Genomic DNA, 22,829 nt, shown 5'->3' on the forward strand with positions numbered 1-22,829 from the left:
TGCGATGCGGGTCAGACAGCGTTCCTTTTCTATAACTGCGCGTCATGCAAAACATTGCTTCCAAATGCTAAAACGACACGTTACAACGCTGGGTGGCTCGGGATTGCAGGGTGTTCCGGAGACCTGGCGGCAGTATAGGCCGTTCACAAAATCATTACAATTAACCTACATACAGTTTGTCGGGTTTTCTCTGGAACAGTGATCCGGGTCACGATAACAACATCTTTTTAATTTTTAATCATCTGATTTGACAAATGTTAAACAATATTGTTACAAACGTCATCAGAAAAGGCATATAATGCGCAAAAGTTATGAGGTCTCTCTTTCACCTGACAAATAGTTATGTAACAGTGTGATGGTATTGACCGAAGTTATCAGGACAGTTATTAGTGGTATACAGGTTTGAATAATTCGGACCGCTGAAACACTGATTTGCTGTTATTTCACTGATATTTCATTCGTTTACCTGCAAGGCGCCATAGCTCTGTACCCTGGTTATGCCTCGTGAGCTGAGCGGTAAGCCAAATAACAATCTGGTAACGGTGATTAACAGCTGAAGGCAAATCCGGTGAACAGCAGTCTTAAGCATAAGGCGCTAAGGAGACCGTAAATGGCTGATACAAAGGCAAAGCTCACCCTCGGGGGTGATACTGCTATTGAACTGGATGTGCTAAAAGGCACGCTCGGTCAGGATGTTATTGATATCCGTACGCTGGGTTCGAAAGGTGTTTTCACCTTTGACCCTGGATTTACCTCTACCGCATCTTGCGAATCCAAAATCACCTTCATCGACGGTGACGAAGGCATCCTGCTCCATCGCGGCTTCCCCATCGATCAGTTAGCCACCGAATCCAACTATCTGGAAGTGTGCTACATCCTGCTGAACGGCGAAAAGCCGACCCAGGCGGAATACGATGAATTCCGGACCACCGTTACCCGTCACACCATGATCCACGAGCAGATTACCCGTCTGTTCCATGCGTTCCGTCGTGACTCTCACCCGATGGCGGTAATGTGCGGGATCACCGGTGCGCTGGCCGCGTTCTATCACGACTCGCTCGACGTGAATAACCCACGTCACCGTGATATTGCCGCGTTCCGCCTGCTGTCCAAAATGCCGACCATGGCGGCGATGTGCTACAAATATTCTATCGGCCAGCCGTTTGTTTATCCGCGTAACGACCTCTCCTACGCCGGTAACTTCCTGCGCATGATGTTCTCCACGCCGTGCGAAGAGTACGAAGTGAACCCGGTGCTGGAACGCGCCATGGACCGTATTCTGATCCTGCACGCTGACCACGAACAGAACGCCTCTACCTCTACCGTCCGTACCGCAGGCTCTTCAGGCGCGAACCCGTTCGCCTGTATCGCTGCGGGTATCGCCTCCCTGTGGGGACCGGCGCACGGCGGCGCGAACGAAGCCGCGCTCAAGATGCTGGAAGAGATCAGCTCCGTTGAGCACATTCCTGAGTTCGTGCGTCGCGCGAAAGACAAGAATGACTCCTTCCGTCTGATGGGCTTCGGTCACCGCGTGTACAAAAACTACGACCCGCGCGCCACCGTGATGCGTGAAACCTGCCACGAAGTGCTGAAAGAACTGGGTACCAAAGATGACCTGCTGGAAGTGGCGATGGAGCTGGAACATATCGCGCTGAACGACCCGTACTTCATCGAGAAGAAACTCTACCCGAACGTCGACTTCTACTCCGGTATCATCCTGAAAGCGATGGGTATTCCGTCTTCCATGTTCACCGTGATCTTCGCGATGGCGCGTACCGTAGGCTGGATTGCGCACTGGAACGAAATGCACAGCGAAGGCATGAAAATCGCCCGTCCTCGTCAGCTGTATACCGGCTACGAGCAGCGTGATTTTAAGTCTGATATTAAGCGCTAACAACGTTGGGTGCGGCCTGATGCCCTCACCCCGGCCCTCTCCCACAGGGAGAGGGTGAAAACATTAAAAACGGCAACTTTCGTTGCCGTTTTGCTTTTACCTCTGGCACCCCGGACACCAGTAAAACGGTCTGGATGAGAGCGTTGTCTTTTCAATTATCCCGCCGCAGCGTTCGCACTTTTTTCCCGCCCGATGAAACACCCTGAACCGGAACAGCGCCCCGTGGTGCTTTTTATCATCTACCCTGCCTCGCGTGTTGTAGGACAGGCGCGGTATCTCCAGCAGCGCGTGGGACAGGGCGTCCAGCTGCGCGTCGCTCAGCTGCGAGGCTTTATGCTGCGCCGCCAGCCCAACGTCCCACAGAATTTCCACCCGCAGATAATTTCCTAACCCCGCCAGAAACGCCTGATCGAGGAATAAGCCGGAGAACTGCCGGTTGCGGAATTTGGGTGATAACAGCCTGGCTTTCACGTCGCTGGCCGTCAGGCGCATATCCAGCACGTCCGGCCCCACGCGTTGCAGGAACGGGTGCGTAAGCAACTGCTCCGGCGTTAACATGTCGATATCCGACGCGCTGTAAAGCAGAACGGCTTTATCTGCCGTTTGCAGCCTGACGCGCAGCACGCGGGTGGTTTCAGGCTGTTCGTCGGCATTCACCACGCGCCATACGCCGTATAGCTGGTTATGGCTATATAACGTCAGGTTATGGGAGAAATGCGTCAGCAATGCCTTGCCGCGCGTGTCGATGTGGGTCACCGTCTGGCCCACCAGCATTGATTCATATTTTTTGAGTTGCGGAAAAGCAAACCAGACACGGGTCAGGGGTTTGCCTTTTATCGCCGCCTCCAGGTTATCCGCCGCGCGGCGGATCTCCGGACCTTCTGGCATGGTGTTGTCCTTATTGCGATGTCAGGCGCTGACGAGAATACCCTGCTCTGCAAAGGCCGCCCGCAGGCGGCGCGCAAATGCCAGCGCATGCTCACCATCGCCGTGTAAACAGACCGTATCAGCCTGGACCTTTGCCGTTGTGCCGTCAATCGTCGTGACCTGCCCCAGGCGTACCATCTCCAGCGTCTGCGCCAGCGCCTGCGGTTCAGAGGTGATAAGCGCGCCCGGCTGCGTGCGCGGGACGAGGCTGCCGTCAGCCTGGTATCCCCGGTCGGCAAAGACTTCCTGGCGGGTGGTTAAGCCCAGACGCGCGCCGGCGCGGATAAGCTCACTGCCGGCCAGGCCGACCAGAATGCAATGCGGGTTATAGTCCCGCACAGCCCGTGCGATGGCATCGGCCAGAGCAGGCTCTTTTGCCGCCTGGTTGTAAAGCATGCCGTGCGGCTTCACGTGGCACAGCACACCCTGCTGCGCACGGACAATCGCGTCCAGCGCGCCAATCTGATAGAGCATCTGGGCATAGACCGTCTCCGGCGGCAGCTCCATCGCCGTTCGGCCAAAATTCGCCCTGTCAGGAAAACCCGGGTGCGCCCCGATCGCCACGCCGTGTTTGATGGCATTGCGCACGCTTGTCAGCATGGTTTGCGCGTCGCCCGCATGAAAACCGCAGGCGATATTGACCGAAGAGACCAGCGTCATCAGCGCGTCGTCCGCGCTGCCGCCCTCGCCCAAATCGGCATTTAAATCAATCTTTGCCATCCAGCCTCCAGGCCAGTTGCTCCAGGTAGCGCTGCTGATCCTGCCGGGCTTTGAGCGCCTCTTCCAGCGTACATTGTACAAAATGGATCGGCTGACCAAGCGGGATCTGCGCCAGATGGTAGCGATCGGCTTCAATAATGCAGGCAATTCTCGGGTATCCGCCGGTAGTTTGCGCATCGTTCATCAGCACGATAGGCTGCCCGTTCGGTGGAACCTGAATCACGCCCGGCAGCAGGCCGTGCGAAAGCAGCTCGCGGTCGGTTGTGCGGGTTAGCGGCTGCCCCTGCAGGCGATAGCCCATGCGGTTACTTTGCGGGCTGATCTTCCACGGCGAGCGCCAGAAGGATGCCTGAGACGCCGCGTCGAACTCCTGATATTCCGGCCCCGGCAAAGCGCGGATCTGATTTCCCCACAGCAGCTGCTTCACGCCCTGGGCGGTGGAAAAAAGCCGATCCGCAGGCTTGATAGCCAGGCGATCGCCGTCGCGCAGCAAGCGTCCTTCATGCCCGCCAATGCCCGCTTTTGCGTCGGTACTGCACGAGCCAAGGACGTCAGGCACGTCAAGGCCTCCGGCGACGGCAAGGTAACTGCGTACGCCGTGCGAAGGACGGTTGAGGGTCAGTCGCTGGCCCGCTTGCGCCCTGAGACGCCAGCCCGTCCAGACCGCTTTACCGTCAAGCGTTGCATCGCAGCCTGCGCCGGTAAGCGCAAACCAAGTCTCCTGGCCGAATTCAATCACGCACTGTCCGAGCGTAATCTCCAGCGCCGCCGTGCTGCCGGGGTTGCCCACCAGCACGTTTGCAATTTCAAGCGCAGGGCGGTCAAGCGCGCCGCAATAGCTCACGCCGGACTGGCGCATGCCAAAGCGCCCGGCATCCTGTACCGAGGTGTAAAGCCCGGCGCGAATAAGCGTTAACATACCCCCTCCTTCTGCGGGATAAAGCGAAGGGTGTCGCCGGGACGCAGAAGTATTGGCGCATCCTGGCGTGGTTCAAATAATGGGGTGGACGTGTGTCCGATAAGCTGCCAGCCGCCGGGCGAGGCAAGGGGGTAGATGCCGGTCTGCTCACCGCCGATCGCCACCGTCCCCGCGGGTACGCTCAGGCGCGGCTCGGCGCGACGGGGGGTATGCAGCTCTGACGGCAGCCCGCCCAGATACGGAAAACCTGGCTGGAAGCCAACGAACCAGACCACGTAATTTACCGAAGCATGCATTTCAACCACCTGCTTCTCGGTTAAACCACTGTGTTGCGCCACGACGCCAAGATCCGGTCCGCCTTCCCTGCCATAAACCACCGGGATTTCAATAGATCTGGACTCCGGCTCCAGCGCCTCGCTCTCCTCCCACCAGCGCTGCAATCGTTCAATGGCATCCAGCGCCCCCGTGTGCGGGTGACGCAGCACCACGGTGATATTATTCATACCCGGAATGGCTTCAACCACCCCCGGCATCTCCGGCAGACGCTGAGCCAGCCGCCAGATACGCTTTTGCGTGGCAAGCGTCACCGGTGGTTCAAGTTCCAGAACCACGGCGGTTTCGCCCAGAAGATAACAACGCGCTCGCTGCACTTAACTACCTCTCATCAGGCCGGATTAGGAATATCAATAAAGGTCACATCCAGATCGGTATTTTCTGTCAGCCACTCCCCGAGCGCGCGAATGCCGCCGCGCTCCGTTGCATGATGCCCCGCCGCGTAGAAATGGAGCCCCTGCTCGCGGGCGGAGTGGATGGTTTGCTCGGAGACTTCGCCGGTAATGAAGGCATCAACGCCAAAACGTGCCGCGCTATCAATAAAGCCCTGACCACCGCCGGTACACCAGGCGACGCGCGTCACCAGATCCGGCCCTGTGTCACCGCACCACAGCGGACGACGCCCCAGACGCGCTTCAATCCACGAGGCCAGCTCCAGCCCCGGAACCGGCATCGCCAGCTCGCCCCATGGCACCAGCGGCTCGATTTCCCCCTTCACGGTGATCCCCAGCAGCTGCGCCAGCTGCACGTTATTTCCCAGTTCCGGGTGCGCGTCCAGCGGCAGATGATAGCCGTAGAGGTTGATGTCGTTCGCCAGCAGCGTTTTCAGCCGGTTACGCTTCATACCGCGAATAACCGGCGCTTCGTTTTTCCAGAAGTAACCGTGATGGACGATCACGGCGTCCGCCTGCTGGCGTACCGCCTCATCCAGCAGCGCCTGGCTTGCCGTCACACCGGTGATAATTTTTTGCACCTTATCGCGCCCTTCAACCTGCAGGCCGTTCGGGCCGTAGTCGCTGAAGGCGGCGGTGTTGAGCTTCTCGTTAATCAGTCGTTCAAGTTCGTGGTTGTTCATCATCATTCTCTTACGCATTACGGGCCGCTTCGTACGCCGCCAGCGTGGCGACGCGCGCCTGTTTATGGTCGACGAGGGGGCGAGGATAATCGAGCGTTACGCCCTGCTTATCCGCCCACGTCCAGGGTTCATGGATCGCTTTAGCCGGCACCTCGTTAAGCTCCGGAAGCCAGTGGCGGATAAACTCGCCGTCGGCGTCAAACCGTTGCCCCTGGGTTGTCGGGTTAAAGATGCGGAAATACGGTGCCGCATCGGTACCGGTAGAGGCCGCCCACTGCCAGCCGCCGTTATTGGCAGCCAGATCGCCATCGATCAGCTGAGAAATAAAATACCGCTCCCCGACGCGCCAGTCGATAAGCAGATCTTTTACCAGAAAGCTGGCAGTAATCATGCGCAGGCGGTTATGCATCCACCCGGTTGCATTGAGCTGGCGCATCGCGGCATCGACAATCGGGTAGCCCGTCATGCCGTTTTGCCAGGCGCGGAGCCGATCGTCGTTTTGCTGCCACTTGACGTTTTCAGTCCAGCGGATGAAAGGTCGATGTTTACATAAATCAGGATGATAAGTCATCAGATGGCGATAGAACTCGCGCCAGATAAGCTCGTTGAGCCACACGGCGCCTGCCGCACCGTCCAGCGCCTGCGGCTGCTCAGCCAGCAGACGATGCAGACACTGGCGTGGAGAGAGCACGCCCAGTGCTAAACAGGCCGACAACCGACTGGTTCCCTCGACGGCGGGAAAATCCCGCTGACTTTCATACTCAGCCGCCCCCTGTTTGCAGAAGTGGCGCAGCTGCGTGATGGCCGCTTTTTCATCGGCGGGGAACAGGGTTTCATCAAACGCCTGTTGAGGATAATCAAACGTCAGCGCGGGGAGATCCGTTAAGGGTTCGCCCCTTGAAGCGGGCGCGGCGACGCACTCCGGCAGCGCCTCTTTCAGGCGTTTGATAAAAGCGTTTTTGAACGGGGTAAACACTTTATACATCTCGTGGTTGCCGGTCATCACGCTGCCCGGCGGCAGCATAACGCTGTCATCAAATCCCTGACACACCACGGTGTCTAACCGGTTTTCCAGCTGACGGTCCCGCTGCTGCTCGTTGAATTCGTACTGGTAGTTATAAAAAAGGTGCGTGACATCATGCTCGTCACATATCGCCTGCACCGCCTGCAGTTGCGCAGAGAAATCGCTCACCTCTTTATAGATCAGCGGAATACCTTTTTCGCCCAGCGAGCGCTGCAGTTCGTTCAGATGCGCGCAGAGGTAGGCCGCCTGTCGGGGTGCCATATCATGCTGCTGCCACTGCTCGGGAGTCGCAATAAACAGTGCCAGCACGCGGGCGTCTTTGGCGCGGCAGGCTGCCGCCAGGGCGATGTTGTCGTGAATGCGCAGATCCGCGCGAAACCAAACCAGATGGGTGGGCATAAAACTCCAGGCAATTGTCCATTATGTCCGTAAGGGCATGCCACCAAAGGAAAAAGGGGGCAGGCTTTTATGTACTTTGCCATGAAGTGTAGACGCGATGAAATAAAAAAGGCCGCCCGGGGCGGCCTTAACGCTACTTGTCCTGCGCTATCAAGGTTAACGCAATGAACGCGGAAGGTTCATCGCTCTTAACGACGAGTACGCTGGCGACAATGAACGCAATGCAAAAATAGCGTTTCATTATGCGGTCCCTGCAGCTAACCGCTCCACCGTTCACCACCGGTGATAAGTCGGTGGACACAAGCTCTGGTGAGAGCCTGACTCACGGTTGTGGTTACACCTTTCCCGGGACCGGTGCCCATGTGCGAGATGGCGGAAAGGGACGACGCATGGTAGTCGGCATTGATGTGGACTGGAATCCGCTCAACAGCCTTTTAAGATTATATTTAGAGAAACAACGTTTGATTCTTCAGTGCTGAGCAGTAAGATCGCAGACCTCTGGTGAGAGCTTGAAAAACCATCTATCCCAACGGACCGCGAACCCCGAGGGACAAAAAAACCGCCACATTGCTGTTGGCGGTTTTTTTATCACTGTGCGTCATCTTTCTTTTTTAGTAGAAATCGCAGGTCGCTTTCTCGGCCTGATCCATCCACACCGGCTTCTCGCTGGTTTTCGCCCAGACGCGATGCAGATAGCTGTAAAAACGTGCGCGGTCTTTCCAGAAAAGCATCACCGGCAGTGCCAGCACGCCAGCCACTACGGCGAAAGTGCGACGCATGAAAACGATATGAGCCGGATACTCTTTATAAAGATCCATATTTTTCTCCCCTGTAGTTGGCCGGAAACGTCATCCGGAAAATGTGAAATCTGTGACCTGGATAAAATAATATCGTTTTGTTTGTAATTTTACTACTCATCCGACCACTTATTTCTCGCCATTTAGGGAATATTTACATTCACGCCGTAACTAAGTTACAAAAAAGTTAACGATTTACTTATCAGTAGTTAAATTGTGGCTTTGCCATTTTTATACTTTTTTTACACCTTCCCTTCAGATTTTTGCGAAATCTTTGCGCCGTAAATCCTACCGTTAGCACCAGTACAACTGTCACCCGGAGGTGAATTGTGAGTGCAGGTCTGATTACCGGCATCGTGCTGGTGTTCCTGTTATTGGGTTATCTGGTTTATGCCCTGATTAATGCGGAGGCATTCTGATGGCTGCTCAGGCGTTTTTGCTTATTGCCAGCTTCCTGCTGGTGCTGTTCATACTGGCAAGGCCGTTGGGTTCCTTACTCACGCGGATGATCAACAACGTGGCGTTACCGGGCACGGCTGGCGTTGAAAACGCGCTGTGGCGGTTTCTGGGAACACACGATCGGGAGATGACCTGGCGGCAGTATCTGCTGGCCATTTTGCTGCTGAATATTATCGGCCTGGCGGTCCTGTTTGCCATGTTGATGCTGCAGGGAAGCCTGCCGCTGAATCCACAGCAGCTTCCCGGCCTGTCCTGGCACCTGGCCCTGAACACGGCGGTCAGCTTCGTCAGTAACACCAACTGGCAATCCTATGCGGGTGAAACCACGCTCAGTTACTTCAGCCAGATGGCGGGACTGACGGTACAAAACTTTCTCTCTGCGGCGAGCGGTATCGCGGTGATTTTTGCCCTGACGCGGGCGTTTGCGCGTCAGAATGTCAGCACGCTGGGCAACGCCTGGGTCGACCTGACCCGGATTACCCTGTGGATCCTGCTTCCCATCGCACTGATCATTGCCCTGTTATTTATCCAGCAGGGCACCCTGCAAAACCTGCACCCTTACACCCCTTATACCTCGCTTGAAGGGGCACAGCAGCTTCTGCCGATGGGACCTGTCGCGTCGCAGGAGGCCATCAAGATGCTCGGGACTAACGGCGGCGGGTTCTTCAACGCTAACTCATCCCATCCATTTGAAAACCCAACGGCGCTGACCAACCTGGTTCAGATGCTGGCCATCTTCCTGATCCCTTCGGCGCTGTGCTTTGCGTTTGGCGAGGTGGTTAATGACCGCCGTCAGGGCCGGACGTTGCTGTGGGCCATGTCGTTAATCTTCGTGGTCTGCGTTGCGCTGGTGATGTGGGCCGAATGGCACGGCAATGGCCATCTTATGCCGCTGGGCGCCAACAGCAATATCAACATGGAAGGCAAAGAGAGCCGCTTCGGTATTCTCGCCAGTAGCCTGTATGCCGTGGTCACCACGGCGGCCTCGTGCGGGGCGGTGAATGCGATGCATGACTCCTTTACGGCACTCGGCGGCATGATCCCGATGTGGCTGATGCAGATCGGTGAAGTGGTGTTTGGCGGCGTTGGCTCGGGGCTGTACGGCATGCTGCTTTTCGTGCTGCTGGCGGTGTTTATCGCCGGTCTGATGATTGGCCGTACCCCCGAGTATTTGGGTAAAAAAATCGACGTGCGCGAGATGAAGCTGACCGCGCTGGCCATTCTGGTTACACCTGCCCTCGTGCTGCTCGGCACCGCGCTGGCGCTAATGACCGATGCCGGACGCAGCGGCATTTTTAATCCGGGTATCCACGGCTTTAGCGAAGTGCTGTACGCCGTCTCGTCTGCCGCCAATAACAACGGCAGCGCCTTTGCGGGCCTGAGCGCCAACTCACCGTTCTGGAACTGCCTGCTGGCCTTTTGCATGTTCGTTGGGCGTTTCGGCGTAATTGTGCCGGTGATGGCGATTGCGGGTTCACTGGTGAATAAAAAAATCCAACCCACGACCACCGGTACGCTGCCTACCCACGGCGCGCTGTTTACCGGGCTGCTGATTGGCACCGTCCTGCTTGTCGGTGCCCTGACCTTTATCCCCGCCCTCGCGTTAGGCCCGGTCGCGGAAACCCTCTCTTTACGCTGATATGCGGAGAATTGTCATGAGTCGTAAACAACTGGCCCTGTTCGAACCGTCGTTAGTTCGCCAGGCCCTCATGGATGCGGTGAAAAAGTTGAGCCCACGCGTGCAGTGGCACAACCCGGTGATGTTTATCGTCTGGATCGGCAGCGTGCTGACCACCGCTCTGGCGATTGCCATGGGAACGGGGCATCTCCCGGGGAACGCCCTGTTTACCGGGGCCATCAGCCTGTGGCTGTGGTTTACCGTGCTCTTCGCCAACGTTGCCGAAGCGCTGGCGGAAGGCCGCAGTAAGGCGCAGGCCAACAGCCTGAAAGGGGTGAAAAAGACCGCCTTTGCGCGCAAACTGCGTGAGCCGAAATACGGTGCGCAGATGGACCAGGTGCCGGCAGACGAGCTGCGCAAAGGCGACGTGGTGCTGGTCGAAGCCGGGGACATTATCCCCTGTGATGGCGAAGTGATTGAAGGGGGCGCATCGGTAGACGAAAGCGCCATTACCGGGGAGTCAGCGCCGGTTATCCGCGAGTCGGGCGGCGACTTCGCCTCTGTGACCGGCGGAACGCGCATTCTTTCGGACTGGCTGGTGATCCAGTGCAGCGTCAACCCGGGCGAGACCTTCCTCGACCGGATGATCGCCATGGTGGAAGGCGCACAGCGTCGCAAAACGCCGAACGAAATCGCCCTGACCATTCTGCTGATCGCCCTGACGATGGTCTTTTTACTCGCCACCGCCACCCTGTGGCCGTTCTCTGCCTACGCCGGAACAGCGGTGAGCATTACCGTGCTGGTCGCCCTGCTGGTGTGCCTGATCCCAACCACCATCGGCGGCCTGCTGTCGGCCATCGGCGTGGCCGGGATGAGCCGCATGTTTGGTGCGAACGTGATCGCCACCAGCGGGCGCGCCGTAGAGGCCGCCGGGGATGTTGACGTTCTGCTGCTGGACAAAACCGGGACGATCACGCTCGGTAACCGTCAGGCCTCCGAATTTTTACCGGCCCCCGGCGTGGATGAAAAAACGCTGGCCGACGCGGCGCAACTCTCGTCTCTGGCAGATGAAACGCCAGAAGGCCGCAGTATCGTCATTCTTGCCAAACAGCGTTTTAACCTGCGCCAGCGTGACGTCCAGAGCCTGCACGCCACCTTTGTCCCCTTCACCGCTCAGACCCGCATGAGCGGGATCAACATTCAGGACCGGATGATCCGCAAAGGCTCCGTCGACGCCATCCGTCGCCATATTGAAGCCAACAATGGCCACTTCCCGCCAGAAGTCGACGCGCTGGTCGAGAGCGTCGCCCGTCAGGGGGCCACGCCGCTGGTGGTGGCTGAAGGTTCGCACGTCCTCGGGGTGATTGCCCTGAAAGATATTGTCAAAGGCGGGATCAAAGAGCGCTTCGCTCAGCTGCGCCAGATGGGCATCAAAACGGTGATGATCACTGGCGATAACCGTCTTACCGCAGCCGCCATTGCGGCCGAAGCGGGCGTCGACGATTTCCTGTCCGAAGCGACGCCGGAAGCCAAGCTGGCGCTGATCCGCCAGTATCAGGCCGAAGGTCGGCTGGTGGCGATGACCGGAGACGGCACCAACGACGCACCAGCCCTCGCGCAGGCCGACGTGGCGGTCGCGATGAACTCCGGTACGCAGGCGGCAAAAGAGGCGGGCAACATGGTCGATCTCGACTCTAACCCGACCAAGCTGATTGAAGTGGTACACATCGGGAAGCAGATGCTGATGACGCGCGGCTCGCTGACAACATTCAGTATCGCCAACGATGTGGCGAAATACTTCGCCATTATTCCGGCGGCCTTTGCCGCCACCTATCCGCAGCTGGATGCGCTGAACGTGATGCACCTGCACTCCCCGGCGTCAGCCATTCTCAGCGCAGTGATCTTCAACGCGCTGATTATTGTCTTTCTGATCCCGCTGGCGCTAAAAGGGGTGAGCTATAAGCCGCTGACCGCTGCCGCGATGCTGCGCCGCAATCTGTGGATTTACGGTCTCGGCGGGCTGATCGTTCCCTTTATCGGGATCAAGGCGATCGACCTGCTGTTAACCCTGTTCGGGCTGGTTTAAAAGGTGAATCTCATGATGATGTTACGCCCCGCTATACTTCTGTTTATTCTGCTGGCGCTGATAACCGGCGGGCTTTATCCCCTGATGACGACCGCACTGGGCCAGTGGTGGTTTGCTGACCAGGCCAACGGCTCGCTGATCATACAAGACGGCGAAACCCGTGGTTCGCGGCTGATCGGCCAGCACTTTACCGCCGCTGGCTACTTCCAGGGACGCCCTTCCGCCACCGCCGAAAGCCCGTATAATCCCATGGCATCCGGGGGGAGCAACCTCGCGGGCAGCAACCCGGCGCTGGATACCGCCATCGCCGAACGCGTAGCCGCGCTGCGAACCGCGAACCCGCAGGCAAGCCGTGAGGTGCCGGTGGAGCTGGTCACCGCGTCCGCCAGCGGGCTGGATTACAGCCTGACGCCGGAGGCCGTCGCGTGGCAAGTTCCACGCGTCGCTGCCGCGCGTCGCCTGACGGTGGAACAGGTGAGTCAGCTGGTCACAGAACATACCCATACACCGCTGGTCAGTTTTATCGGCATGCCTGTCGTAAACATTGTTGAGCTCAATCTGGCGCTGGACGCGCTAAGGAAAAACTAAATGACTGACGAGCCGATGCGCCCGGATCCGGACAGGCTGCTCGAACAGGCGGCGGAAGCCCATCGCGGCAAGCTGAAAATTTTCTTCGGGGCCTGCGCGGGGGTCGGAAAAACCTTCGCGATGCTCACTGAAGCGCAGCGGCTGCGGGCGCAGGGGCTTGATATTCTTATCGGTGTTGTCGAAACGCACGGTCGTAAAGAGACGGCGGCGCTGCTGGAGGGGCTTGCCGTGCAGCCGGCTCGCCGCATCAACCACCGTGGGCGGCTGGTCACCGAGTTCGACCTTGACGCGGCCCTCGCCCGCCGTCCTGCTCTGATTCTGATGGATGAACTGGCGCACAGCAATGCGCCAGGCTCCCGCCACCCTAAACGCTGGCAGGACGTGGAAGAGCTGCTGGAAGCCGGCATCGACGTGTTCACCACGGTCAACGTTCAGCATCTGGAGAGCCTCAACGACGTCGTCAGCGGTGTGACCGGCATACAGGTACGGGAAACGGTTCCCGATCCGTTTTTTGACGCCGCCGACGAAGTGGTGCTGGTCGACCTGCCGCCGGACGATCTGCGCCAGCGCCTGCACGAGGGCAAAGTGTATATTGCCGGGCAGGCCGAGCGTGCCATCGAACATTTCTTCCGCAAAGGCAATTTAATCGCCCTGCGCGAGCTGGCCCTGCGGCGCACGGCGGATCGCGTTGATGACCAGATGCGTGCCTGGCGCGATCTGCAGGGACAGGAGCGAGTCTGGCATACCCGGGACGCCATTCTGCTGTGCATTGGTCACAGCAGCGGGAATGAGAAGCTTATCCGTACCGCCGCCCGCCTCGCCGCGAAGTTCGGCAGCGTCTGGCACGCGGTGTATGTTGAAACGCCGCAGCTTCACGCCCTGCCTGAACAGCAGCGGCGCGCGATTTTAAGCGCGCTCAGGCTGGCACAGGAGCTGGGGGCGGAAACGGCTACCCTCTCCGACCCGCAGGAAGATAAAGCCATCCTGCACTACGCCCGCGAGCACAACCTCGGCAAGATTGTGATTGGCCGCCGTCAGCAGCGTCGCTGGTTGAGCCGGGAGTCCTTCGCCGACAGGCTGGCGCGCCGCGCGCCGGATCTGGACCTGGTGATCGTCGCGCTGGATGATAAACCCACCCCCCTTCCTGGCCGAACGCCAGACGCCCGCACGTTTAGTGAAAAGTGGCGCATCCAGCTTCGCGGTTGTCTGGTGGCCGCGGTACTTTGCGCCCTGATCACCCTGATTGCCAGCCAGTGGCTGATTGCCTTCGATGCCGCCAACCTGGTGATGATTTACCTGCTCGGCGTGGTTGTCGTGGCGCTGTTTTACGGACGCTGGCCGTCGGTGCTGGCAACGGTTCTCAACGTGGTCAGCTTCGATCTGTTTTTTATTGCCCCTCGCGGGACGCTCGCCGTCTCGGATGTGCAGTACATTCTCACCTTTGGAGTGATGCTTACCGTCGGGCTGGTGATCGGGAACCTGACGGCAGGCGTGCGCTATCAGGCGCGTATTGCCCGCTACCGCGAACAACGCACGCGGCATTTATACGAGATGTCCAAATCGCTGGCAGTCGGCCGCACGCCACGGGATATCGTCCAGACCAGCGAGCAGTTTATCCGCTCGACCTTTCACGCCAGCAGCCTGATCCTGCTTCCTGATGAGCACGGCAAGCTGCGCCCGCTGACATCGACCTCGGGCATGACGCCCTGGGATGAAGCCATCGCGCGCTGGAGTTTTGACAAGGGCTTACCGGCAGGTGCGGGCACGGATACCCTGCCGGGAGTGCCGTATCAGATCCTGCCGCTGCGCAGCGCGGATAAAAATCACGGGCTGGTCATTGTCGAGCCATCCAACCTGCGCCAGCTGATGATCCCCGAGCAGCAGCGGCTGCTGGAGACCTTCACGCTGCTGGTTGCCAGCGCGCTTGAGCGGCTGGCCCTCACCGCCAGCGAGGAGCAGGCCCGGCTGGCGAGCGAGCGGGAAAGCATTCGTAATTCGCTGCTGGCGGCGCTCTCGCACGACCTGCGCACGCCCCTCACCGTCCTGTTTGGTCAGTCTGAGATCCTGACGCTGGATCTCGCTGCTGAAGGGTCTAAACACGCGATGCAGGCCAGCGAGATCCGCGAGCACGTGCTGAACACGACGCGCCTGGTGAACAACCTGCTCGATATGGCGCGCATCCAGTCCGGCGGGTTTAACCTTAAAAAAGAGTGGCTGACGCTGGAAGAGGTGGTTGGCAGCGCGCTGAAGATGCTGGAGCCGGGTCTCGGCGGCCGCCATATCGCGCTGAATATGCCGGAGCCGCTTACGCTTATCCATGTTGATGGCCCGCTGTTCGAACGTGTACTGATCAACCTGCTGGAAAATGCCGGTAAATATGCGGGGCCGAAGGCGCAGATTGGCATGAATGCTTCCGTGGAAGAACAGGCGCTGCGCCTGGAGGTGTGGGACACGGGGCCGGGCATTCCGCAGGGCCAGGAGCAGGCCATTTTTGAGAAGTTTGCGCGCGGCAATAAAGAGTCAGCCATTCCCGGCGTCGGGCTTGGGCTGGCGATTTGCGAGGCCATCGTTGAGGTGCATGGCGGTACCCTTTCGGCAGCCAACCGCCCGGAAGGTGGCGCACGTTTTTGTGTTACACTTCCTCTTGATGTCCCGCCCGAACTTGATGAATTACCAGAGGATTTGTGATTAACGTCCTGATTGTTGAAGATGAGCTCGCCATTAGCCGTTTTCTGCGCGCCGCGCTGGAAGGCGACGGCTTACGCGTCCACGAAGCCGGTACGCTACAGCGCGGGCTGATCGAGGCCGCGACCCGCAAGCCGGACCTGGTGATCCTGGATTTAGGGCTACCGGATGGCGACGGCATCGATTTTATTCGCGAGGTGCGCCAGTGGAGCCAGATGCCCATTCTGGTGCTCTCTGCCCGCACCGAAGAGACGGATAAAATTGCCGCCCTCGATGCCGGAGCGGACGATTACCTGGTCAAGCCCTTTGGTATTGGCGAGCTGCAGGCGCGGCTACGCGTGGCGCTGCGTCGGCACAGTGCCCCCTCCCCCAGCGACCCGGTATATACTTTTGGCGAGATCCAGGTCGATCTCGCCGCGCGGCGCATCCTTCGCGGTGACGAGGAGATCCACCTCACGCCGATCGAGTTCCGCCTGCTGGCGGTGCTGCTCAACAATCACGGCAAAGTTCTGACCCAGCGCCAGCTGTTAAGTCAGGTCTGGGGACCTAATGCCGTCGAACATAGTCACTATTTACGCATTTATATGGGCCACCTTCGTCAAAAACTTGAAGTTGATCCCGCACGCCCCCGCCATTTATTAACTGAAACCGGTATCGGTTATCGGTTTATGCTTTGAATAGTTATTCACATTAATTTCAAATAAAAACAAAAACCCGCCGGTAATAAAGAGAAAATAAACCAAAAGGCAGTGCCTTACTTATTTTCCGCCATCAAAACACATTTCCAAAACACAAAGATAACATAAAATCTACAAAACAGCATTTTGATCTGCCATATTCATCAAAAGCGCATATTTATTTCTGAAATGATCTTTTAACGGTGATCTGCTTCACAGTTAAACCCATTTTCCAGGATAAAATGGCCGTGCTTTCAATTACTGAAAGGAAAATAAGCATGGAAAACAACAACCGTTTAATGCCGCATATAAGGCGGACAACCCATATTATGATGTTTGCGCATCGTAACTGCTTCGACTTCCATCTCTTTAACGCCCGGTAGTCCTTCGACTTCTGGCGCATCTGTTGACAGGTTGTTTTAAAACACCTTCTCTTACAGGCGTTTGCCTGTGAACACCTGCGTTCATTTCTCCTGATTCAGACTCATCCGCTACCGGGCGGACTGAATCGTATTCTGCAAAAAGCAATCCACTGATTTTCAATCAGCGGCCACCGTTTGCTTTTTTTCCGGATAACGTTCGATTTCTTTTTTAAAGAAATCGAGGGACTGCTATTACCTAAAATAAAGAGTGAAAGATGAAAAATTTAAAAATTGCCACCAGCCGTACCTGCCCCGACTGTTTTACCACACATCGCGAGACGGTAGATGTCAGCGCAACCGATTATATTGACGTCGCCGCCGTGGTTCTGGCCACCCAGGATATATATACAGGCGCGATAGAAGAAATTGAGGCGACAGGCTTTGGCATTCCTGTCTTTATTGCCACCCAGAAAGACGAGATTGTCCCGGCAGACTATTTGTCGCGCATTCATGGCGTTTTTGAATGTTCAGACAGCAGCAATGATTTTTACGGACGCCAGCTGGAAGCGGCGGCACAGAAGTACGAAACCCACCTGCGCCCGCCGTTCTTCCGCGCCCTGGTGGACTACGTTGAGCAGGGCAACAGCGCATTTGATTGCCCGGGGCATCAGGGGGGCCAGTTCTTCCGCCGTCATCCTGCCGGAAATCAGTTCGTGGATTTCTTTGGCGAGACCCTGTTCCGCGCTGACCTGTGCAACGCTGACGTGGCGATGGGGGATCTGCTGATCCACGAAGGCGCACCGTGCATCGCCCAACAGCATGCGGCTAACGTCTTTAACGCCGATAAGACCTACTTCGTGCTGAATGGCACCTCATCGTCAAACAAAGTGGTGCTCAATGCCCTGCTCACGCCGGGCGACCTGGTGCTATTCGATCGCAACAACCACAAATCTAATCATCACGGTGCCCTGCTACAGGCGGGCGCAACGCCGGTCTATCTGGAGACCGCGCGTAATCCGTATGGCTTTATCGGCGGGATTGATGCGCACTGCTTCGAAGAGCGCTATCTGCGCGAGTTAATATCCGACGTGGCACCCGATCGCGCGCACGCACCGCGCCCGTTTCGCCTGGCGGTGATCCAGCTTGGTACTTATGACGGCACCATTTATAACGCCCGTCAGGTCGTGGATAAGATCGGTCATCTGTGCGACTACATCCTGTTTGACTCCGCCTGGGTGGGCTACGAACAGTTTATTCCGATGATGGCCGACTGCTCGCCGCTGCTTCTGGAGCTGAACGAAAACGACCCGGGCATTCTGGTCACTCAATCCGTGCATAAACAGCAGGCTGGCTTCTCGCAAACCTCGCAGATCCACAAGAAGGACAGTCACATTAAAGGCCAGCCGCGCTATGTGCCCCACAAGCGCCTCAACAACGCCTTCATGATGCACGCCTCCACCAGCCCGTTTTACCCGCTGTTCGCCGCGCTGGATATTAACGCCCGCATGCACGAGGGCCAGAGCGGACGCAATATGTGGATGGACTGCGTGGTAAACGGCATTGAAGCGCGCAAGCTCATTCTGGAAAACTGCCGGTTTATCCGCCCGTTCGTGCCTGAACAGGTCGATGGACGCCCCTGGGAGAGCTGGGATACGGCGGAAATAGCCACCGACCTGCGCTTCTTCCACTTCGTGCCGGGCGAACGCTGGCACGCCTTTGACGGCTACGCCGAGCACCAGTACTTCATCGACCCCTGCAAACTGCTGCTAACCACGCCGGGGATCAACGCCAGCAGCGGTGAGTATGAGGATTTCGGCGTACCCGCCACTATTCTCGCCAACTTCCTGCGCGAAAACGGCATCATCCCGGAGAAATGCGACCTCAACTCGATCTTATTCCTGCTGACGCCTGCGGAAGATATGGGCAAATTGCAGCAGCTGGTCGCCCAACTGGTGCGCTTCGAAAAGCTGCTCCAGCGCGATGCGCCATTAAAAGAGGTGCTGCCGTCACTCTATAAACAGCATCCGGATCGCTATGCGGATTACAGCCTGCGGCAAATCTGCCAGGAAATGCATGACCTGTACGCCCGTAATAACGTTAAACAGCTGCAAAAAGAGATGTTCCGTAAATCTCACTTCCCGCGCGTGATGATGAGTCCGCAGGAGGCGAACTACGCCTATCTACGCGGCGAGGTTGAGCTGGTTTCGCTGCGCGATGCTGAAGGACGTATCGCCGCCGAAGGCGCGCTCCCTTATCCACCGGGCGTGCTGTGCGTGGTTCCCGGTGAAGTCTGGGGCGGTTCGGTACTGCGCTATTTTGCGGCGCTGGAAGAAGGGATCAACCTGTTACCGGGCTTCGCACCGGAACTCCAGGGTGTGTACGTCGAGGAGTGTGACGGTCGTAAGCAGGTTCGCTGCTACGTCATCAAACGGTCTGCTGACCAGCCCGCGCTGCTGAAAGGAGAAGCATTATGAGCAAGTCGAACAAGATGGGCGTGGTGCAGCTGACCATCCTCACCATGGTGAACATGATGGGGTCCGGGATTATCATGCTGCCCACCAAGCTCGCCGAGGTCGGGACCATCTCTATTATCTCCTGGCTGGTGACCGCCGTCGGCTCGATGGCGCTGGCCTGGGCGTTTGCCAAGTGTGGGATGTTTAGCCGCAAGTCAGGCGGCATGGGAGGCTATGCGGAATACGCGTTCGGCAAGTCCGGCAACTTTATGGCGAACTACACCTACGGCGTGTCGCTGCTCATCGCTAACGTGGCGATTGCCATTTCAGCGGTGGGTTACGGCACGGAGCTGTTTGGCACCACGCTGAGTCCGGTGCAAATTGGGCTGGCGACCATCGGCGTGCTGTGGATCTGCACCGTCGCCAACTTCGGCGGCGCGCGCATCACCGGACAGCTCAGCAGCATTACCGTCTGGGGGGTGATTATCCCGGTAGTCGGGCTGTGCGTTATCGGCTGGTTCTGGTTTAGCCCGACGATGTACGCCAACTCGTGGAACCCGCACCATGTGCCGTTCTTTACCGCGGTAGGTTCGTCCATCGCCATGACACTGTGGGCTTTCCTGGGCCTGGAATCGGCCTGTGCCAACGCCGACGTGGTGGAAAACCCGGAGAAGAACGTGCCGATTGCGGTGCTGGGCGGTACGCTGGGGGCGGCGGTGATTTACATCGTCTCGACCAACGTGATTGCCGGGATCGTCCCAAATATGGATCTTGCCAGCTCTACCGCGCCGTTCGGTCTGGCCTTCGCGCAAATGTTCACCCCGGAAGTCGGGAAAGTGATTATGGGGCTGATGGTGATGTCCTGCTGTGGTTCGCTGCTCGGCTGGCAGTTTACCATCGCGCAGGTGTTTAAATCCTCGGCGGATGAAGGCTACTTTCCGAAAATCTTCTCCCGCGTGACCAAAGCCGATGCGCCCGTGCAGGGAATGCTGGCGATTGTGATTTTCCAGAGCGGCCTGTCGTTGATGACCATCAGCCCGTCGCTGAACAGCCAGTTCAACGTGCTGGTCAACCTGGCGGTGGTGACCAATATCATTCCGTATATCCTGTCGATGGCAGCGCTGGTGATCATTCAGAAGGTGGCGAAGGTCGAACCGCGCAAAGCAAAAGCGGCGAATATCGTGGCGCTGATTGGGGCCATCTACAGCTTCTATGCGCTCTACTCCTCCGGTCAGGAAGCGATGCTCTACGGCGCAATGGTCACGTTTATGGGCTGGACGCTGTACGGGCTGGTTTCGCCGCGTTTTGAGTTGACGAACAAACACAGCTAAAAAAAAGCCCGGTGGCGCTAGCGCTTACCGGGCCTACAAAATCAATGTAAAACGGCAACCCTGGGGTTGCCGTTTTTAGTGTTTTCTCCCTCTCCCTGTGGGAGAGGGCCGGGGTGAGGGCATCAGCCCGCACCACACCAGCACTTACGCGTTTTTCAGCACTTCGCTGACAATCTCTACCGCTTCTTTCTCAATCTGCTGACGGTGCTCAGCGCCGAGGAAGCTTTCACAGTAAATTTTGTACGCATCTTCCGTGCCGGACGGACGCGCGGCGAACCAGCCGTTTTCGGTCATCACCTTCAGACCGCCGATAGACGCGCCGTTCCCCGGAGCGGCCGTCAGGCGAGCCGTGATCGGATCACCGGCCAGAGTGCTGGCGCTGACCATTTCTGGCGAGAGCTTAGACAGCGCCGCTTTCTGCGCAGAGGTCGCGCTCGCCTGGAGACGGTTGTAGCTTGGCGCGCCAAAACGCTCCGCCAGCTCGTTATAGTGCTCCTGCGGGTTTTTACCGGTGACAGCGGTGATTTCAGCCGCCAGCAGACACATGATGATGCCGTCTTTATCGGTTGACCACGGCGTGCCGTCGAAACGCAGGAAGGAAGCCCCCGCGCTCTCTTCGCCGCCGAAGCCGAAGCTGCCGTTGTGCAGACCGTCAACAAACCATTTGAAGCCTACCGGCACTTCCACCAGCTTGCGGCCCAGCGCATCGACCACGCGGTCGATCATCGCAGAAGAGACCAGCGTTTTACCGACAGCCACCTCGTTGCCCCACTGTGGACGATGCTGGAACAGATAATTAATCGCCACCGCCAGATAGTGGTTCGGGTTCATCAGGCCGGCAGGCGTGACGATACCGTGACGGTCATAATCCGGGTCGTTAGCAAACGCCAGATCGAATTTGTCGCGCAGCGCCAGCAGGCCGGCCATTGCGCACTCTGACGAGCAGTCCATACGGATCGCGCCGTCTTTATCCAGGTGCATAAAGCGGAAGGTCTGATCGACGTGATCGTTCACGATGGTCAGGTTCAGCTTGTAGTGCTCGGCAATACGTTTCCAGTATTCGATACCGGAACCGCCAAGCGGGTCAACGCCCAGCGTCAGGCCCGCTTTCTGAATCGCCGCCATGTCGACGATCTCCGCCAGCCCTTCCACGAATGGCTGCACCAGATCCTGCTCTTTCACGTGGCCAGAGGCCATGGCCGCATCCAGAGAGATGCGCTTAACGCCTTTCAGATCGTCTGCGAGCAGCGCGTTGGCGCGGTCTTCCACCACTTTGGTGACGTTGGTGTCTGCCGGGCCACCGTTAGGCGGGTTGTATTTGATGCCACCGTCATCCGGCGGGTTGTGGGATGGCGTAATCACAATCCCGTCTGCCAGCGCGCCCCCTTTCTGGTTGTGCACCAGAATGGCGTTGGACACCGCAGGCGTTGGCGTAAAGCCATTGTTCTCTTGCACGATCACGTCGACGCCGTTTGCCGCCAGCACTTCCAGTACGGAAATGAAGGCCGGTTCAGACAGGGCGTGCGTATCTTTCCCAACATAGCACGGTCCGGTGACGCCGTTTTTGGCGCGCTCTTCCGCGATGGCCTGGGCAATGGCCAGAATGTGCGGCTCGTTAAAGCTGTGGCGCGCCGCGCTGCCGCGGTGGCCAGATGTACCAAACTTCACTGCGTGTTCTGCGTTGCCCACCACCGGCTTCAGCACGTAGTACTGGGCGGTCAGTTGAGCGACGTTAATCAAATCGCTTTGTTGTGCAGGTTGGCCTGCACGGCTGTGATTTGCCATTGCCTGGTCCTTCTGATGCAAGGGTTAAATTGTACCGCAAACCTTTTCAATCAATTCCGCCGGGAACTGCATGGACTGCATGATGTGTTCAATCATGCTGCACTTGCGGCCCGTGTTGGTATTGGTGATCACCCAGTACGGTGTACCCGGGACGTGTTTAGGTTTGGTTTGATTGCCATTTTGCAGCAGCGTCTGCTCATCGCCCGCGAAGTAAACGCGGGTACGACCATGCAGCGACTCGGTCGCTTCAGCAAACGCGGTGTTATCCAGTGAATAAAGTGTAGTCAGCACCAGCATAAAGCGGTTAACCGCCTTTTTCTGTTCTGCATACTCATCTGACAGCAGCAGCTCGCGCATCGCGCGCACTTTGTCTTTCACCGGCGCGACGGCAGGTTTTGCTTGTGCGGTAACACTCGGCTGAGAGACGACATCTTTAGTGGCTGGGGTAGCAGGCTGTGCGGCGGCGGAAATTTTGAGCATACGCCGTAAAATGTCGGACGCGCTCTCCCCGATATGCCGCGTCTGGCTGGCAATATACTGATAGAGTTCGTCATCAACTTCGATTGTTTTCATCTTAATCCAGTGCGATATCTTATCTGAATACAAGTCGTTGGGATTATAGGAGCAAATCCCAACAGCGGATAGCGTCAAACCAGGTTGGCGGCAAAAGTCGGATTAAACTGGATCCTTGCAGCCG

Annotated in this window: 19 protein-coding genes and 1 pseudogene; 11 read left to right on the plus strand and 9 right to left on the minus strand. The window is 57.7% G+C overall.

Going from position 1 to position 22,829, the window contains the following annotated elements; all coding sequences use genetic code 11:
- Positions 1-343: 343 nt before the first annotated feature.
- Both ACWKX3_RS09330 and ACWKX3_RS09335 read left to right on the plus strand, forming a co-directional pair.
- Positions 344-406, plus strand: a pseudogene (locus ACWKX3_RS09330) (hypothetical protein); the annotation flags it as partial.
- Positions 407-610: 204 nt separating this feature from the next.
- Positions 611-1,894, plus strand: a complete 1,284-nt coding sequence (locus tag ACWKX3_RS09335; protein WP_006177190.1) for a citrate synthase — start codon at positions 611-613, stop codon at positions 1,892-1,894.
- Between the two features lie 96 nt (positions 1,895-1,990).
- On the opposite strand, the gene nei is transcribed toward ACWKX3_RS09335, so the two are convergent.
- From nei to ACWKX3_RS09370, 7 genes are all read right to left on the minus strand, one after another.
- Positions 1,991-2,782, minus strand: coding sequence for an endonuclease VIII (gene nei, locus ACWKX3_RS09340; RefSeq protein ID WP_058610546.1), 792 nt, complete (start codon positions 2,780-2,782; stop codon positions 1,991-1,993).
- Between the two features lie 21 nt (positions 2,783-2,803).
- On the minus strand, positions 2,804-3,541 hold the full coding sequence (gene pxpA, locus ACWKX3_RS09345) for a 5-oxoprolinase subunit PxpA (RefSeq protein ID WP_088207673.1): 738 nt from the start codon (positions 3,539-3,541) through the stop codon (positions 2,804-2,806).
- Entirely contained in the window at positions 3,528-4,460 is a 933-nt protein-coding gene (pxpC, locus tag ACWKX3_RS09350) for a 5-oxoprolinase subunit PxpC (protein ID WP_058610544.1), read from the minus strand. The genes pxpA and pxpC overlap by 14 nt, the downstream gene beginning before the upstream one ends.
- Positions 4,454-5,110: a 5-oxoprolinase subunit PxpB gene (gene pxpB, locus ACWKX3_RS09355; RefSeq protein ID WP_042321000.1), complete on the minus strand. Its 657-nt coding sequence runs from the start codon at positions 5,108-5,110 to the stop codon at positions 4,454-4,456. The genes pxpC and pxpB overlap by 7 nt, the downstream gene beginning before the upstream one ends.
- Before the next feature lie 14 nt (positions 5,111-5,124).
- Positions 5,125-5,868 (minus strand): type 2 GTP cyclohydrolase I, encoded by a 744-nt coding sequence (locus tag ACWKX3_RS09360; RefSeq protein ID WP_137849264.1) that lies wholly within the window; start codon positions 5,866-5,868, stop codon positions 5,125-5,127.
- Between the two features lie 10 nt (positions 5,869-5,878).
- Entirely contained in the window at positions 5,879-7,291 is a 1,413-nt protein-coding gene (phrB, locus tag ACWKX3_RS09365) for a deoxyribodipyrimidine photo-lyase (RefSeq protein ID WP_454541629.1), read from the minus strand.
- 611 nt (positions 7,292-7,902) lie between these two features.
- Positions 7,903-8,109 carry a YbfA family protein gene (locus tag ACWKX3_RS09370; RefSeq protein WP_014069366.1) on the minus strand — a complete coding sequence of 69 codons (207 nt, stop codon included), beginning with the start codon at positions 8,107-8,109 and terminating at the stop codon, positions 7,903-7,905.
- 308 nt (positions 8,110-8,417) lie between these two features.
- On the opposite strand from ACWKX3_RS09370, the gene kdpF reads away from it, so the two are divergent.
- From kdpF to potE, 9 genes are all read left to right on the plus strand, one after another.
- On the plus strand, positions 8,418-8,507 hold the full coding sequence (gene kdpF, locus ACWKX3_RS09375) for a K(+)-transporting ATPase subunit F (RefSeq protein ID WP_015386886.1): 90 nt from the start codon (positions 8,418-8,420) through the stop codon (positions 8,505-8,507).
- Positions 8,507-10,186, plus strand: coding sequence for a potassium-transporting ATPase subunit KdpA (gene kdpA / locus ACWKX3_RS09380; RefSeq protein ID WP_400443083.1), 1,680 nt, complete (start codon positions 8,507-8,509; stop codon positions 10,184-10,186). Before kdpF ends, kdpA begins: the two co-directional genes overlap by 1 nt.
- Before the next feature lie 16 nt (positions 10,187-10,202).
- Entirely contained in the window at positions 10,203-12,251 is a 2,049-nt protein-coding gene (gene kdpB / locus ACWKX3_RS09385; RefSeq protein WP_454541630.1) for a potassium-transporting ATPase subunit KdpB, read from the plus strand.
- Positions 12,252-12,263: 12 nt separating this feature from the next.
- Complete coding sequence (kdpC, locus tag ACWKX3_RS09390; RefSeq protein WP_454541631.1) at positions 12,264-12,839, plus strand: potassium-transporting ATPase subunit KdpC; 576 nt, start codon at positions 12,264-12,266, stop codon at positions 12,837-12,839.
- Positions 12,840-15,527 (plus strand): two-component system sensor histidine kinase KdpD, encoded by a 2,688-nt coding sequence (gene kdpD / locus ACWKX3_RS09395; RefSeq protein ID WP_454541632.1) that lies wholly within the window; start codon positions 12,840-12,842, stop codon positions 15,525-15,527. It begins immediately after the preceding gene.
- Positions 15,524-16,201 (plus strand): two-component system response regulator KdpE, encoded by a 678-nt coding sequence (kdpE, locus tag ACWKX3_RS09400; protein WP_058610540.1) that lies wholly within the window; start codon positions 15,524-15,526, stop codon positions 16,199-16,201. Before kdpD ends, kdpE begins: the two co-directional genes overlap by 4 nt.
- Before the next feature lie 278 nt (positions 16,202-16,479).
- Positions 16,480-16,584, plus strand: coding sequence for a leader peptide SpeFL (speFL, locus tag ACWKX3_RS09405; RefSeq protein ID WP_003858645.1), 105 nt, complete (start codon positions 16,480-16,482; stop codon positions 16,582-16,584).
- A 254-nt stretch (positions 16,585-16,838) separates the two neighbouring features.
- Positions 16,839-19,037: an ornithine decarboxylase SpeF gene (gene speF, locus ACWKX3_RS09410; RefSeq protein WP_454541633.1), complete on the plus strand. Its 2,199-nt coding sequence runs from the start codon at positions 16,839-16,841 to the stop codon at positions 19,035-19,037.
- On the plus strand, positions 19,034-20,347 hold the full coding sequence (gene potE, locus ACWKX3_RS09415) for a putrescine-ornithine antiporter (protein ID WP_454541634.1): 1,314 nt from the start codon (positions 19,034-19,036) through the stop codon (positions 20,345-20,347). Before speF ends, potE begins: the two co-directional genes overlap by 4 nt.
- 144 nt (positions 20,348-20,491) lie before the next feature.
- On the opposite strand, the gene pgm is transcribed toward potE, so the two are convergent.
- Entirely contained in the window at positions 20,492-22,132 is a 1,641-nt protein-coding gene (gene pgm, locus ACWKX3_RS09420; RefSeq protein WP_337277676.1) for a phosphoglucomutase (alpha-D-glucose-1,6-bisphosphate-dependent), read from the minus strand.
- 24 nt (positions 22,133-22,156) lie between these two features.
- Positions 22,157-22,705, minus strand: coding sequence for a replication initiation negative regulator SeqA (seqA, locus tag ACWKX3_RS09425; protein WP_006177173.1), 549 nt, complete (start codon positions 22,703-22,705; stop codon positions 22,157-22,159).
- Between the last annotated feature and the right edge of the window lie 124 nt (positions 22,706-22,829).

It is taken from the genome of Enterobacter sp. UPMP2052 (genome assembly GCF_053709675.1).